This window comes from Paraburkholderia podalyriae (assembly GCF_014397785.1).
Classification (GTDB): domain Bacteria; phylum Pseudomonadota; class Gammaproteobacteria; order Burkholderiales; family Burkholderiaceae; genus Paraburkholderia; species Paraburkholderia podalyriae.
On the sequence record NZ_VZQQ01000007.1, the window covers coordinates 70,265 to 84,068 of the forward strand.

A 13,804-nucleotide genomic window follows, 5' to 3' on the forward strand; every position below is an offset into this window, starting at 1 on the left:
GGCTGGGTGCGCGACACTTTACACGGGATCGGATGCGGGCAAGACGAATCGCGAGCGAGCCTGAAATGCCCGTTCGACGAGTCGGATTCGCGCAGCAGAAAGTAAAACTTGCACCTGGGCCGAACTCGTCTAAAGTGAATCAATTCACCTCCGCGTGGCGCGAACTGACTATGCCGCGTTCAGGTGACGGCCCGCGTCGACTGCATTGGACAAGGAGGAAAGAGCGGCGGACGCGACAGCAAGCAATCAGCGCGCCCATTACCCGAGCGCATCGTGCGCGCACTCTTCCAGGTGACTCCCATGCAAATCCATTTTCCGAACGAAGCGCCTGAATATTCAGGTCGCGAACTTACCCTGGCGTTTCCGGCAATGGTCGATGGGCAAAGGGTGGAGTGCATGATTACCGCGGAAGCGCTTGAAGATCATTTCGGCGCGGCGTCTTCCCGGCTGGAGGACATGATCGTCGCGTTCGACACGCACCGGCCGCGCATCGAGGCCGCCACGCGCCGGCTGTTGTCGGAAACGCGCGCCCGGTGTCTGGTGCTAAGAAGCGGTTACGTGCGTTTTTATGAGGCGAACTCAAACGATCCGCCGCAGCGTCCGATCCTTGAACACCAGATGGTGCGCGATCGCCGCGAGCGCATGTAGTCCGATTACCCAATAGAAGACGTTGCCGAGCCACTCGTGTGCGTCCTTCAGGAGCGGCCGCGCGATCGAATCCGCACGGATCAGCGTGAAGCCGATGTCCGTCCATGCGAGCGACACCGGCCGCCCGCCCGCGTTGACCATCAGCATACCGAGCAGTGGCTGCGCGAAGATGAACACGTAGAGCGCGAGGTGCGCGGCGCGCGCGAGAAAAGCAAGCAGCCGGTTGCTTTCCAGTTCCTCCGGCGCGCCGGCCCACAGTCTCCATAGCAGCCGCAACACGGCCAGCCCGAGCACCAGCGTGCCCGCCCAGTAATGCACGCCGGTCCACAACGCGCGACTGTCGGAGCCGCGCGGGCCACGGATTTCGATGGCCAGATACGCTAGCGCGACCAGCACAAAAGTCACCCAGTGGAAAAAGATCGCGGGTTTCGTGTAACGGTCCGTGGTGCGGTGATATGAGGACATGGCGGCTGGGGCGACCGGTCTATCGCGACCCGGTCTATCGCGACCCGGTCTATCGTCGTTCGAAAGATCGGATGATAAACGCTCCCCGAGCCCGACGACACATTCGACCACCCCGCCGCGCGAGCTCCGGTGCTCACTCGCTGCCGAGATAGAAATACCGGAACAGGAAAATCGCCGCGATGATCCACACGACCAGCTTCACCTGGCGCGCCTGGCCCGTCAGCAGCTTGAGCCCCGCGTACGAGATGAAGCCGAACGCGACGCCGTTCGCGATCGAGTAGGTGAACGGCATCATCAGCGCGGTCAGCGCGGCCGGCACGACTTCGGTCGCGTCGTCCCACGGCAGGTCGAGCATTTCGCGCAGCATCAGGCACGACACGTATAGCAGCGCGGGCGCGGTCGCATATGGCGGCACGACTTCGGCGAGCGGCGCGAAAAACAGCGCCGCGACGAACAGCACGGCGACCGTGATCGCGGTCACGCCGGTACGGCCGCCGGCCTGCACGCCCGACGCGCTTTCGATATATGCCGTCGTCGACGACGTACCGAGCATCGAGCCGGCGAGAATCGCGGTGCTGTCCGCGAGCAGCGCGCGGTTCAGCCGATGCATCTTGCCTTCCACCAGCAGCCCCGCGCGGTTCGCGACGCCCATCAGCGTGCCGGTCGCATCGAACAGCTCGACGAGGAAGAACACCAGCACCACGTTCAGCACGCCGCTCGACAGCGCGCTGCGGATATCGAGCTAGAACAGCGTCGGCGCGATCGACGGCGGCGCGGACACGATGCCGTGAAACTGGTTGCCGCCGAAGAAAAAGCTCAGAATCGTCACGCCGACGATACCGGTCAGGATCGCCCCGCGCACACGCATATGATCGAGCGTGACGATACCGAAGAAGCCGATCGCGGCGAGTACGACGTGCGGGTCATGCAGATTGCCGAGCGTGACGAGCGTGGCCGGATTGCCGACCACGACGCCGGCCGACTTCAGCGAAATGATCGCGAGAAAGAGGCCGATGCCGCCGGTGATCGCGATCCGGATCGAGTGCGGAATGCCCTTGACGATCACCTCGCGCACGCGGAACAGCGTGACGATCAGGAACAGGCAGCCGGAAATGAACACCGCGCCGAGCGCGGCCTGCCACGTGTAGCCCATGCCCTTCACGACCGTGTACGCGAAGTACGCGTTCAGGCCCATGCCGGGCGCGAGCGCGATCGGGTAATTCGCGTACAGACCCATGATCAGCGACGCGAGCGCGGCCACGAGGCAGGTCGCGACGAACACCGCGCTCTTCGGCATGCCAGCGTCTCCGAGAATCGCCGGGTTCACGAAGATGATGTAGGCCATCGTCAGGAAAGTGGTCGCGCCGGCCAGCACTTCGGTGCGCAGGTTGGTGTCGACGGCGTCGAAACCGAAGTAGCGTTTGATCGAGTCCATGTGGCGGGTTTTCTCTCTTTCGTCGTTCAGACAGTGTTTTTGTGATCGAGGCGGTGACCGCGCGGCGGCGTTACGGCGGAATTGTAAGCACGAATGGCGGTGCCCCGACGCCCGCGGCGGCGCCAGCGGGCCGCCCAGGCCCGTCAGGCGGGCGGTTTGCGGTGCGACTGGGGCGCCTGCGCATCACCGCGCGGCGCCTGACGCGCGAGCCAGCGATCGAGTTCGCCAGCAAACACCTTGCCATCGCGCGCGCTGAAGGCGGCCGGCCCGCCCGTATCGACGCCGCTCGCGCGCAACTGGTCGAGCATCGAGCGCATGCGCAGACGTTCTTCGATCGTGCCGGGCGTGTACCAGTTGCCGCGTGGATCGAGCGCGTGGGCATTTTTTGCCAGCACGGCGGCGGCGAGCGGGATGTCGGCGGTGATCACGAGGTCGCCCGCGACCACGCGCTCGACGATCAGCTGGTCGGCGGCGTCGAAGCCGGACGGCACCTGGATCGCGCGGATCAGCGGCGACGGCGGCACGCGCAGGAACGCATTGGCGACCAGCGTCAGCGGCATGCTGGTCCGGCGCGCCGCGCGATAAAGCATGTCCTTGACGACGGCCGGGCAGGCGTCGGCATCGACCCAGATTGGCATGGTGGGGTTCCGGCTGAGTGCGGCTGGTTTGCTGCGTGGGAGTTGGAGGGACCGGATGATAGCTTGCCGCGGCGCAAGCCGTGCCCATGCCTCCCCCGGTGGGCGGCATTGAGACTGCGACTACGCATGCCGGGCGCGCTTTACTGCACTGCGGTCGGGGCATTGCCTCGCTGCTCGCGCTGTTGCGCAACGATGCGGGCCGCCCGCTGCGCGTTCTCAGGATAGTTGACCCAGTCCAACGGGTCGTAGCCGGCGGCGAGCCATTCGACGAGCTCGGCGCGGACCTGGGCGCGCGTTTTCGGCGCCGACGGGTCGGCGGGCTGCGTTACCGCTTGCGCGTAGACGGTGCTGATACCCATGGCGGCCAACAGCGCGCCGAGTCCAATGCGGGAAGACAGTTTCATGGCGGGCTCCTGCGGAGCGGAAAAACAGCCGGACCCGGTGGATTTTCGGTGCGCGCCGGGTAAGGCGGTACAAAATATCGTCCGATCACGCCGATGGCTTGTTGAAGCGTTCGATCACCGCGCTCACCAGATCGATCGGCAGCGGAAACACGATCGTCGAGTTCTTGTCGGCGGCGATCGTCGTCAGCGTCTGCAGATAGCGCAACTGCATCGCCTGCGGTTGCCGCGCGAGCATCTGGGCCGCTTCGAGCAACTGCTTCGACGCCTGCAACTCGCCTTCCGCGTGAATCACCTTCGCGCGCCGTTCGCGCTCGGCTTCGGCCTGACGCGCGATCGCGCGGATCATCGTTTCATTGATATCGACGTGCTTGATCTCGACGATCGACACCTTGATGCCCCACGCGTCGGTTTGCGCGTCGAGCACCTTCTGGATGTCGGTGTTCAGCTGCTCGCGCTCCGACAGCAACTGGTCGAGGTCGTGCTTGCCGAGCACCGCGCGCAGCGTCGTCTGCGCCAGCTGGCTGGTCGCCTCGAAGTAGCGCGCGACCTGGATCACCGCCTTCTCCGGATCGACCACGCGGAAATACACGACCGCGTTGACCTTCACCGACACGTTGTCGCGCGTGATCACGTCCTGGGTCGGCACATCGAACACGACGGTGCGCAGATCCATGCGCACCACCTGCTGGACGATCGGAATGATCAGCACCAGCCCGGGCCCCTTGACCTTCCAGAAGCGGCCGAGCATGAACACGACGCCGCGCTCGTACTCGCGAAAAATCCGCACCGACGACGCAATCAGCGCGACCACCAGCAGGAGCAGGATGCTGCCGAAGCCGAATGTGAAGCCGATCATGAGCGTTCTCCTTGTAAGGCGTCGACCGACGTAACGGGCACCACGGTCAGCGTGAGGCCATTGCGCGCTGTCACGCGCACGCTCTGACCCGGCGCGGCCGGCGTGGTGCTCGAGACGCGCCAGCGCTCGCCGTGCACGCGCGCCCAGCCGGCCAGCGGGCCGGCCGCCGCGGGTTCCGGTTCGGGCAGCAAGCCGCCGTCCAGCACCACGCCGACGCAGCCGATCAGCGCCTCCGAGCCCGTCACGACCGGCCGCCGCCGCGCGCGCAGCGCGAGCCGCGATACGCCGAGCACGAACGTGACGCTGAACACGACGACCGCGGCGATCAGCGCCAGCGGGATGCCGAAGCCGGGGACGTCGGTATCCATCAGCATCATTGCGCCGACCACGAACGCGACCACGCCGCCGAAGCCGAGCGAGCCGAAGGTCGGCAGGAACGCTTCGCCGATCAGGAAGGCGATGCCGAGAAAGATCAGCCCGAGGCCGACGTAGCTGATGGGCAGCATCTGCATCGCGAACAGGCCGAGCAGCAGGCTGATCGCGCCGACCACGCCGGGCAGCACGAAGCCCGGATTCGCGAATTCGAAGAACAGGCCGTACATGCCGAGCATCAGCAGAATCAGCGCGACGCTCGGATCGGTGATCACGGCGAGAAAGCGGCTGCGCCAGTCAGGTTCGAGCGTGATCAGCGGCGCGTGCGCGGTGTGCAGCGTGACGCTGCCCGCGCTCGTGACGTACGTGTGGCCGTCCAGCTGGCGCAGCAGGTCCGGCACGTCGCGCGCGACGATATCGACGACGTGCTGCGCGAGCGCTTCCTCATCGGACAGGCTCACCGCTTCGCGGACCGCGCGCTCGGCCCAGTCGGCGTTGCGGCCGCGCATCTGCGCGAGGCCGCGGATGTAGGCGGCGGCGTCGTGGACCTGCTTGCGCAGTTCGGTCGATTGGGTGTCGAGCGGAAGCGCGCTGGCGGGTTCGGACGAAGCGTTGGCTGACGAAGCTGCGGGCGCGGACGCGCTGCCGGGCAGCGTGCGCATGTCCGGCAGTCCCGGCGTGCCCGAGGTGCCCGGCGGCGCGCCGCCGGCGGGCGGCTGGTTGCCGCCGATGCCCATCTGGATCGGAGTCGCGGCGCCGAGATTGGTGCCCGGCGCCATCGCCGCGATATGGCTCGCGTAGACGATGTAGGTGCCGGCGCTCGCGGCGCGCGCGCCGCTCGGCGCGATGAAGGTCGCGACCGGCACCGGCGACGCGAGGACCGCCTTGATGATCTGCCGCATCGACGTATCGAGGCCGCCGGGCGTATCGAGTTGCAGCACCGCGAGTTGCGCGCGCTGGGTGGCCGCGCGCTGCAAGCCACGCACGATGAAATCGGCGCTGGCCGGCCCGATCGCGCCGTTCACCGGAATCACGACGACGCTGTTCGCGGCCGCGGCGCCGACGTTGGCTGCGTTGGCCGCATTGGCCGATCGCAGCGGCGCCAGCGCTTCGCGCGTCGCGAAGCCGAATGCGCATAGCACGCCGAGCACGGCGATGCCGCGCATCAAACGGCCCACGATGCCGCCGCGGATAAGCGGCCTGCGCGGACCGGACTGCCGGAGCGGAAGACGGGGAGTCGTGTTCATCGCTGAGGGCCGCCGCGCCTGCCGGTGCGAACCGGCGGCGCGGGCCGATACCTCGATCAAGGCTGGCCGGGTGCCGCTTAAAGCTTAGTCCGATTCGGCGCGTCGCGTGAGATCGAACCCCGTGGCCCGGGCCGGTCGATAGTCGGTCGGCCGCATGCCGGTCCATTTACGGAACGCGCGATGAAACGCGCTCGGCTCCGCGAAGCCGACGGCGTTCGCGATGTCGGCGATCGTGCGTTGCGTGCGCTGCAGCTCGGCGATTGCGATGTCGCGCCGCAGCGCGTCCTTGATCGACTGATACGTATGGCCCTCCTGTTTCAGATGGCGCCGCATCGTCGCCTCGGCAACGCGCAGGCGCGCGGCCATCTGATCGGCCGCGGGCCAGCCCGACATCGGCAGCGCGCGCAGCGTCTTGCGCACGCGCGCGGCGAGCGAACCCGCATTGCGGTACTTGACGATGAAGCTGCCCGGCGCGTCACGCAGAAACGGGCGCGCCGAGCGGGTGGACTGGATCACCGGCAGTTCCACAAACGCAGGGTCGAGATCGACGTACGACTCGGATTCGTCGAAATACAGGTCTTCGCAGAACATCAGCCGGTATTCGTGCGCGGCTGGCGGCGCGGCGCAGCGAAAGCGCGCTTCGAGCAACGGAATGCGCCGGCCGACGAGCCAGCACACCAGCCCGTACACGAGGATGAAATACGTCGCGTAAGCGAACATCGCCGGCTTGCGCGTGCCCGCGCGTTCGACGAACTTCAGACGCACGCGCCGCGCGTCGGTGTCGATCGTCGCGCCGAGATCGTCGAGCACGAGCCGCATGAAGCCGACCGCGCGCGCGAGCGCCTGCGCGCCGTTGCGCGCGCCGAGCGCCATCTGCGTCATCGCGATGAAGCTGCCGCTTTTCATCGGATGCGAGTCCTGGCCGAAGAACTCGTCGTCGAGCGCGCGTGCGATGCCGGCCCACAGCGCGCCGTATTGCGCCGACGACACACGGCTTTTCGGCGACGCGAGCATCGGCGCGGCGATGCCGGCCGCGTCAGCGAGCGCTCGCGCATCGAGGCCGCGCAGCTGCGCGAGCGCGAGCGTTTCCTCGACGAGACTGACGGAGATCGTGCCTTTGTCGCTTTTCATCGGGATTCGGTTTCTCTTGCAAAAGCGCTCAGCATGAGTCGCTCGTAGTTGATGACGCGGCGGAAAATGACCGGCAGTTATGCACATGCATGGTAGCAGCATGGCAAAAGCGCTCAGCAACAATGAGCGGAGCGAGCATCGAGTGGCGCGAGCCGCGTGCCTACACTTGCCGCATCACCGCGATCGCCAGCACGGCCGCGAGCACCCCACGAGGACGCAGTCATGGACAGCTTCTACACCGACGAACAACGGATGATCCGCGACGCCGCGCGCGACTTCGCGACCGAATGTCTGGCGCCGCACGCGGCCCAATGGGATCGCGACGCGCAACTGCCGGCCGAGGTCGTCGCGCAGATGGGCGAACTCGGCTTCCTCGGCATGATGGTGCCGGCCGAGTGGGGCGGCTCCTACACCGATTACGTCGCCTACGCGCTCGCGCTCGAAGAAATCGCGGCCGGCTGCGCCGCCTGCGCGACGCTGATGAGCGTGCACAACTCGGTCGGCTGCGCGCCGATCCTGAACTTTGGCAGCGCCGCGCAGAAAGACCGCTATCTGCGCGAACTGGCCAGCGGCCGCACGATCGGCGCGTTCTGCCTGACCGAGCCGCAGGCGGGCTCCGAGGCGAACAATCTGCGCACCCGCGCGGCGCTGCGCGACGGGCAGTGGATTCTGAACGGCAGCAAGCAGTTCGTGACCAACGGCGCGCGCGCCGGTCTCGCGATCGTGTTCGCCGTCACCGATCCCGAGCGCGGCAAGCGCGGCCTGTCCGCCTTCATCGTGCCGACCGCGACGCCGGGCTTCGACGTCGGCCGGCCGGAGCACAAGCTCGGCATCCGCGCGTCCGACACCTGCCCGATCTCGCTCGATCGCTGCGCGGTGCCCGAGGCCAATCTGCTCGGCGAGCCGGGCGAGGGTCTGCGCATCGCGCTGTCGAATCTGGAAGGCGGGCGCATCGGCATCGCCGCGCAGGCGGTCGGCATCGCGCGCGCCGCGTTCGATGCCGCGCGCCGCTACGCGAGCGAGCGCGAACAGTTCGGCAAGCCGCTGAAGGGCCACCAGACGATCGCGAACATGCTCGCCGACATGGCGACGCGCCTGAACGCCGCACGCCTGCTGGTGCATCACGCCGCACGGCTGCGCTCGGCGGGGCGGCCGTGTCTGTCGGAGGCGTCGCAGGCGAAGCTATTCGCGTCGGAGCTGGCCGAGCAGATCTGCTCGAACGCGATTCAGATTCATGGCGGCTACGGCTATCTGGAGGACTATGCGGTGGAGCGCCACTATCGCGATGCGCGTATCACGCAGATTTACGAAGGGACGAGCGAAGTGCAGCGGATGGTGATCGCGCGCCACGTTTGACGGCGGCGCTCGTGCCAGCCGTTTGGGCGCAAAATAGCCTGGCCGCCGATGTCTCGTTGAGGCACCGCAGCGGCAACCCGGCGAAAGCCGCCGGCAACAGAAAAAGACCGAGCGAAACAGGAGACGACGATGACAGCAGCGAAAGCCTTTCTCGATGCGCGTGATCTACTAGTGCGCCATCGCACCGACTACGAGCGCGCGTACCGCGAATTCGCGTGGCCGGCACTCGACGAGTTCAACTGGGCGCTCGACTACTTCGACGCGATCGCGCGTGACAACGACAACCCCGCGCTGTGGATCGTCGACGATCCTTCGAGCGACGGCCTGCGGCTGTCGTACGCGCAGATGTCGGAACGCTCGTCGCGGATGGCGAACTTTCTGCGCGGCGCGGGCGTCGGTCGCGGCGACCGCGTGCTGCTGATGCTGCCGAACCGCGTCGAGCTATGGGACGTGATGCTCGCCGCGATGAAGCTCGGCGCGATCGTGCTGCCCGCCACCACGCAGCTATCCGCCGACGACGTGCGCGACCGCGTGCAGATCGGCGGCGCGAAGTTCGTCGTGGTCGACAGCGCGGAGTCGGGCAAATTCGATGCGCTCGACGTGCCGCTCACCCGCTTGTCGGTCGGCGCGCCGCGCGACGGCTGGATCGATGTCGCCGCCGCGTACGAGGCCTCGCCGCATTTCACGCCAGACGGCGTTACCCACGCCAGCGATCCGCTTCTGCTGTACTTCACGTCCGGCACCACGTCGAAGCCGAAGCTCGTCGAGCATACGCATCAGAGCTACCCGGTCGGACATCTGTCGACGATGTACTGGATCGGTCTGCAGCCGGGCGACATCCATTGGAACATCAGCTCGCCGGGCTGGGCCAAGCACGCGTGGAGCTGCTTCTTCGCGCCGTGGAACGCGCAGGCCTGCGTGTTCGTGTTCAACGTCCCGCGCTTCGTGCCGCAAGACACGCTCGCCGCGCTCGTGCGCTTTAACGTGACCACGCTGTGCGCGCCGCCGACCGTGTGGCGCATGCTGGTGCAGGAGCGGCTCGGTGACTATCCGGTGAAGCTGCGCGAGATCGTCGGCGCGGGCGAGCCGCTGAATCCGGAGGTCATCGAGCGCGTCAGGCACGCGTGGGGCATCACCATCCGCGATGGTTACGGCCAGACCGAAACGACCTGCCAGATCGGCAATTCACCCGGTCAGCCGGTCGTGCCCGGCTCGATGGGCCGTCCGCTGCCGGGCTACCGGGTCGAACTGCTCGACGCCGACGACCAGCCGGTAGGCGAAGGCGAAATCGCGCTGCCGCTCGTCGAACGGCCGCTCGGCCTGATGAGCGGCTACGCGAACAACGCCAACGCCACCGCGCAGTCGATGCGCAACGGCTTTTATCGCACGTCGGATGTCGCGCTGCGCCGCGACGACGGCTCCTACGTGTACGTCGGCCGCTCGGACGATGTGTTCAAGTCGTCCGACTATCGGCTCAGTCCGTTCGAACTCGAAAGCGTGCTGATCGAGCACGAGGCGATCGGCGAGGCGGCCGTCGTGCCAAGCGCGGACGCGTTGCGTCTGTCGGTGCCGAAGGCGTTCGTCACCGTGCGTCACGGCTACGAAGCCGGTCCCGAACTCGCGCGCGCGGTGTTCGCGTTCTCACGCGAAAAACTCGCGCCGTACAAGCGGATTCGCCGCCTGCAATTCAGCGAACTGCCGAAGACGATCTCCGGCAAGATCCGCCGCGTCGAGTTGCGGCGCCGCGAAATGGAGCGCGCGGCCGAGCCCGCGCGTCTGCCCGACGAGTACTGGGAAGAGGATTTTCCCGAGTTGCGTTGATTATCTTTATTCCTCGCTATTGCCGTTTGGCGGCCCCGGGTTGAATCGCACGCGTTGAATTCGAGCTTCGGATTCAACGCGTCGGGGCACCGTTTTCTCATCACAGGAGTTTCAGCATGAGCACCCTTGCTTCGAACGAGACCCGCCGCGACGTTGTCACCGAGGTTGCCACCGTCAAACTGCTGATCGACGGCGAGTTCGTCGAATCGAAGACGAACGAGTGGCGCGACATCGTGAACCCGGCCACCCAGGCGGTACTCGCGCGCGTGCGGTTCGCGACCGTCGCGGAAGTCGACGCGGCGGTGCGCGGCGCGCACGCGGCGTTCAAGACGTGGAAGGACACGCCGATCGGCGCGCGCATGCGCATCATGCTGAAGTACCAGGCGCTGATTCGCGAGCATCTGCCGCGCATTGCGAAGACGCTGTCGGCCGAGCAGGGCAAGACGATTCCCGATGCCGAGGGCGACATCTTCCGCGGTCTGGAAGTCGTCGAGCACGCGTGTTCGATCGGCACGTTGCAGCAGGGGGAATTCGCCGAGAACGTCGCCGGTGGCGTGGACACCTACACGCTGCGCCAGCCGCTCGGCGTATGCGTCGGCATCACGCCGTTCAATTTCCCCGCGATGATCCCGCTGTGGATGTTTCCGATGGCGCTCGTGTGCGGCAACACCTTCGTGCTGAAGCCGTCCGAGCAGGACCCGCTGTCGACGATGCAACTCGTCGAGCTTGCGCTCGAAGCCGGCGTGCCGAAGGGCGTGCTGAACGTCGTGCACGGCGGCAAGGAAGTGGTCGATGCACTGTGCACGCATGAACGGGTGAAGGCGATTTCGTTCGTCGGCTCGACGGCGGTCGGCACGCACGTGTATCGCCTCGGCAGCGAGCACGGCAAGCGCGTGCAATCGATGATGGGCGCGAAGAACCACGCGGTCGTGCTGCCCGACGCGAATCGCGAGCACACGCTCAACGCGCTCGCCGGCGCCGCGTTCGGCGCGGCCGGGCAGCGCTGCATGGCGACCTCGGTGGCGGTGCTGGTCGGCGCCGCGCGCGAATGGTTGCCCGAGCTCGTCGCGAAGGCGAAGACGCTGAAGGTCAACGCGGGTCACGAGCCGGGCACCGATGTCGGCCCGGTCGTGTCGCGCGCCGCGAAACAGCGCATTCTCGGTCTGATCGACGCCGGCGTGAAAGAGGGCGCGACGCTCGCGCTCGATGGCCGCGACGTGAACGTACGCGGCTACGAGCAGGGTAACTTCATCGGCCCGACGGTATTTATCGATGTGACGGCCGACATGGACATCTACCGCACCGAAATCTTCGGGCCGGTGCTCGCGGTGCTCAACGTCGCGACGCTCGACGATGCGATCGCGCTCGTCAACGCCAACCCGTTCGGCAATGGCGTTGGCCTGTTCACGCAAAGCGGCGCGGCGGCGCGCAAGTTCCAGAGCGAGATCGATATCGGCCAGGTCGGCATCAACATTCCGATTCCGGTGCCCGTACCGTTTTTCAGCTTCACCGGTTCGCGCGGCTCGAAGCTCGGCGATCTCGGGCCGTATGGCAAGCAGGTCGTCCAGTTCTATACGCAGACGAAGACGGTCACCGCGCGCTGGTTCGACGACGATACCGTCAACGATGGCGTGAACACGACGATCCGCCTGCATTGATGGCACACACGGAGACGACACCATGAAAATAGGCTTTATCGGACTCGGCCACATGGGCGCACCGATGGCGCTGAACCTGCTGAAGGCGGGCCACGCGCTCAACGTGTTCGACCTCAGCGTAGAGGCCGTGCGCACGCTCGTCGACGCGGGCGCGCAGGCGGCTCGCTCGCCGCAGGCCGCCGCGAGCGATGTCGACTGCGTGATCACGATGCTGCCCGCCGCGGCGCACGTTCGCAGCGTGCTCGTCGCGGACGACGGCATCCTCGCCGGCATCGCGCCGGGTGTGCCGATCATCGACTCGAGCACGATCGACCCCGCCAGCGTGAAAGCGTTTGCCGAACTCGCCGCGGCTCAGGGCAACAGCTTCGTCGACGCGCCGGTATCCGGCGGCACGGGCGGTGCTGCGGCGGGCACGCTGACCTTCATGGTCGGCGGCAGCGCAAGCGCATACGAGCAGGTCAAGCCGGTCCTATCGGCGATGGGAAAAAACATCGTGCATTGCGGCGATACCGGCACCGGCCAGGTCGCGAAGATCTGCAACAACCTCGTGCTCGGCATCTCGATGGCGGGCGTCGCGGAAGCGATGTCGCTCGGCGAGGCGCTCGGTATCGATACCAAGGTGCTCGGCGACATCATCAATACGTCGACCGGGCGCTGCTGGAGTTCGGACACATATAACCCGATGCCGGGCGTGATCGACACCGCGCCGTCGTCGCGCGGCTACAGCGGCGGCTTCGGCACCGACCTGATGCTGAAAGACCTCGGCCTCGCCACCGACGCCGCGCGCAGCGTGCGTCAACCGGTCTACCTCGGCGCGCTCGCGCAGCAGCTTTATCAAACCCTGAGCACGAACGGCGCGGGACGTCTGGACTTTTCGGCGGTGATCAAGCTGTATCGCTCGCGCGAGCGCGGCGGTGGCGGGGAGGGAGGCGCGCAATGATCGACCTCGATTACGCCGACGACGGCGCCGTCGCATTGATCACGCTGAAACGGCCGCCCGCGAACGCCTTCACACCCGACGGCCTGCTGCAGTTGCAGCGCAGCGTCGAGCAGCTCAACGCCGATGCGCGCGTGCGCGCGCTCGTCATCACCGGCGACGGCCCGAAGTTCTTCAGCGCGGGCGCCGATCTGAACACGTTCGTCGACGGCGATCGCGAAGTCGCGCGCATCGCGGCGGCGCGTTTCGGCGCGGCGTTCGAAACCCTGCAGAACGCGCGGCCCGTCGTGATCGCGGCGCTCAACGGCTTTGCGATGGGCGGCGGTCTCGAATGCGCGCTCGCGTGCGATATCCGCATCGCGGAGCAGCATGCGGTGCTGGCGTTGCCGGAGACCGCGGTCGGCCTGCTGCCGTGCGGCTGCGGCACGCAGACGCTGCCGTGGCTCGTCGGCGAAGGCTGGGCCAAGCGGATGATTCTGACCGGCGAGCGCGTCGATGCGGCGATCGCGCTGCGCATCGGCCTCGTCGAAGAAGTGGTCGAGCGCGGCGCCGCGCGCGAAGCCGCGTTGAAGATGGCGCAGCGCGTCACCGGTTTGAGCCCGCAGGCGGTCAGCTTCAGCAAGACGTTGATTCATCAGGCGCGGCATGGCGTGCCGCGCGCCGCCGCGCTCGCGCTCGAACGGGAGCGTTTCGTCGATCTGTTCGATGGCGCGGATCAGCGCGAGGGCGTCAACGCGTTCCTCGAAAAACGCGCGCCACGCTGGCAGATCGACCATGCAGCGCCGCAGAGCCAGCGATGAGCGCCCCGGGCGCGTGCGGCATTTCCTGAATTCGCC

At 66.9% G+C, this 13,804-nt stretch carries 12 protein-coding genes and 1 pseudogene; 6 read left to right on the forward strand and 7 right to left on the reverse strand.

The window, feature by feature from the left end; genetic code table 11:
- Positions 1–300 precede the first annotated feature (300 nt).
- A complete protein-coding gene (locus tag F6X42_RS10195) occupies positions 301–648 on the forward strand; it encodes a DUF1488 family protein (protein ID WP_187634093.1) in 348 nt (115 codons plus the stop codon).
- On the opposite strand, the gene F6X42_RS10200 is transcribed toward F6X42_RS10195, so the two are convergent.
- The 7 genes and pseudogenes from F6X42_RS10200 to F6X42_RS10230 all read right to left on the reverse strand — a co-directional run bounded on the left by F6X42_RS10200 (position 580) and on the right by F6X42_RS10230 (position 7,196).
- Positions 580–1,113: a cytochrome b gene (locus tag F6X42_RS10200; protein ID WP_187634094.1), complete on the reverse strand. Its 534-nt coding sequence runs from the start codon at positions 1,111–1,113 to the stop codon at positions 580–582. The two genes, F6X42_RS10195 and F6X42_RS10200, sit on opposite strands and share 69 nt — an antisense overlap.
- Positions 1,114–1,246: 133 nt before the next feature.
- Positions 1,247–2,548: pseudogene (locus tag F6X42_RS10205) on the reverse strand (NCS2 family permease).
- Between the two features lie 143 nt (positions 2,549–2,691).
- Positions 2,692–3,186 (reverse strand): YaiI/YqxD family protein, encoded by a 495-nt coding sequence (locus tag F6X42_RS10210; RefSeq protein WP_187634095.1) that lies wholly within the window; start codon positions 3,184–3,186, stop codon positions 2,692–2,694.
- A 140-nt stretch (positions 3,187–3,326) separates the two neighbouring features.
- A complete protein-coding gene (locus F6X42_RS10215) occupies positions 3,327–3,590 on the reverse strand; it encodes a DUF4148 domain-containing protein (RefSeq protein WP_187634096.1) in 264 nt (87 codons plus the stop codon).
- An 85-nt stretch (positions 3,591–3,675) separates the two neighbouring features.
- Positions 3,676–4,446 (reverse strand): slipin family protein, encoded by a 771-nt coding sequence (locus F6X42_RS10220; protein ID WP_187634097.1) that lies wholly within the window; start codon positions 4,444–4,446, stop codon positions 3,676–3,678.
- Positions 4,443–6,065, reverse strand: a complete 1,623-nt coding sequence (locus F6X42_RS10225; protein ID WP_187634098.1) for an NfeD family protein — start codon at positions 6,063–6,065, stop codon at positions 4,443–4,445. The genes F6X42_RS10220 and F6X42_RS10225 overlap by 4 nt, the downstream gene beginning before the upstream one ends.
- An 84-nt stretch (positions 6,066–6,149) precedes the next feature.
- Entirely contained in the window at positions 6,150–7,196 is a 1,047-nt protein-coding gene (locus F6X42_RS10230) for an AraC family transcriptional regulator (protein WP_187634099.1), read from the reverse strand.
- A 222-nt stretch (positions 7,197–7,418) separates the two neighbouring features.
- On the opposite strand from F6X42_RS10230, the gene F6X42_RS10235 reads away from it, so the two are divergent.
- The 5 genes from F6X42_RS10235 to F6X42_RS10255 all read left to right on the forward strand — a co-directional run bounded on the left by F6X42_RS10235 (position 7,419) and on the right by F6X42_RS10255 (position 13,768).
- Complete coding sequence (locus F6X42_RS10235; protein ID WP_187634100.1) at positions 7,419–8,552, forward strand: acyl-CoA dehydrogenase family protein; 1,134 nt, start codon at positions 7,419–7,421, stop codon at positions 8,550–8,552.
- A 129-nt stretch (positions 8,553–8,681) separates the two neighbouring features.
- On the forward strand, positions 8,682–10,373 hold the full coding sequence (locus F6X42_RS10240; RefSeq protein ID WP_187634101.1) for an AMP-binding protein: 1,692 nt from the start codon (positions 8,682–8,684) through the stop codon (positions 10,371–10,373).
- 116 nt (positions 10,374–10,489) lie between these two features.
- Positions 10,490–12,031, forward strand: a complete 1,542-nt coding sequence (locus tag F6X42_RS10245) for a CoA-acylating methylmalonate-semialdehyde dehydrogenase (protein WP_187634102.1) — start codon at positions 10,490–10,492, stop codon at positions 12,029–12,031.
- A 22-nt stretch (positions 12,032–12,053) separates the two neighbouring features.
- A complete protein-coding gene (gene mmsB, locus F6X42_RS10250; protein ID WP_187634103.1) occupies positions 12,054–12,971 on the forward strand; it encodes a 3-hydroxyisobutyrate dehydrogenase in 918 nt (305 codons plus the stop codon).
- The gene (locus F6X42_RS10255; RefSeq protein WP_187634104.1) at positions 12,968–13,768 is read left to right on the forward strand and encodes an enoyl-CoA hydratase; all 801 of its coding nucleotides are present in this window, start codon (positions 12,968–12,970) and stop codon (positions 13,766–13,768) included. The genes mmsB and F6X42_RS10255 overlap by 4 nt, the downstream gene beginning before the upstream one ends.
- Positions 13,769–13,804: the final 36 nt, after the last annotated feature.

Excerpts from the sequence above, each read along its gene's own strand:
- F6X42_RS10195 (WP_187634093.1), top strand. The coding sequence starts at position 301 with ATGCAAATCCATTTTCCGAACGAAGCGCCTGAATATTCAGGTCGCGAA.
- F6X42_RS10200 (WP_187634094.1), bottom strand. The coding sequence starts at position 1,113 with ATGTCCTCATATCACCGCACCACGGACCGTTACACGAAACCCGCGATC.
- F6X42_RS10210 (WP_187634095.1), bottom strand. The coding sequence starts at position 3,186 with ATGCCAATCTGGGTCGATGCCGACGCCTGCCCGGCCGTCGTCAAGGAC.
- F6X42_RS10215 (WP_187634096.1), bottom strand. The coding sequence starts at position 3,590 with ATGAAACTGTCTTCCCGCATTGGACTCGGCGCGCTGTTGGCCGCCATG.
- F6X42_RS10220 (WP_187634097.1), bottom strand. The coding sequence starts at position 4,446 with ATGATCGGCTTCACATTCGGCTTCGGCAGCATCCTGCTCCTGCTGGTG.
- F6X42_RS10225 (WP_187634098.1), bottom strand. The coding sequence starts at position 6,065 with ATGAACACGACTCCCCGTCTTCCGCTCCGGCAGTCCGGTCCGCGCAGG.
- F6X42_RS10230 (WP_187634099.1), bottom strand. The coding sequence starts at position 7,196 with ATGAAAAGCGACAAAGGCACGATCTCCGTCAGTCTCGTCGAGGAAACG.
- F6X42_RS10235 (WP_187634100.1), top strand. The coding sequence starts at position 7,419 with ATGGACAGCTTCTACACCGACGAACAACGGATGATCCGCGACGCCGCG.
- F6X42_RS10240 (WP_187634101.1), top strand. The coding sequence starts at position 8,682 with ATGACAGCAGCGAAAGCCTTTCTCGATGCGCGTGATCTACTAGTGCGC.
- F6X42_RS10245 (WP_187634102.1), top strand. The coding sequence starts at position 10,490 with ATGAGCACCCTTGCTTCGAACGAGACCCGCCGCGACGTTGTCACCGAG.
- mmsB (WP_187634103.1), top strand. The coding sequence starts at position 12,054 with ATGAAAATAGGCTTTATCGGACTCGGCCACATGGGCGCACCGATGGCG.
- F6X42_RS10255 (WP_187634104.1), top strand. The coding sequence starts at position 12,968 with ATGATCGACCTCGATTACGCCGACGACGGCGCCGTCGCATTGATCACG.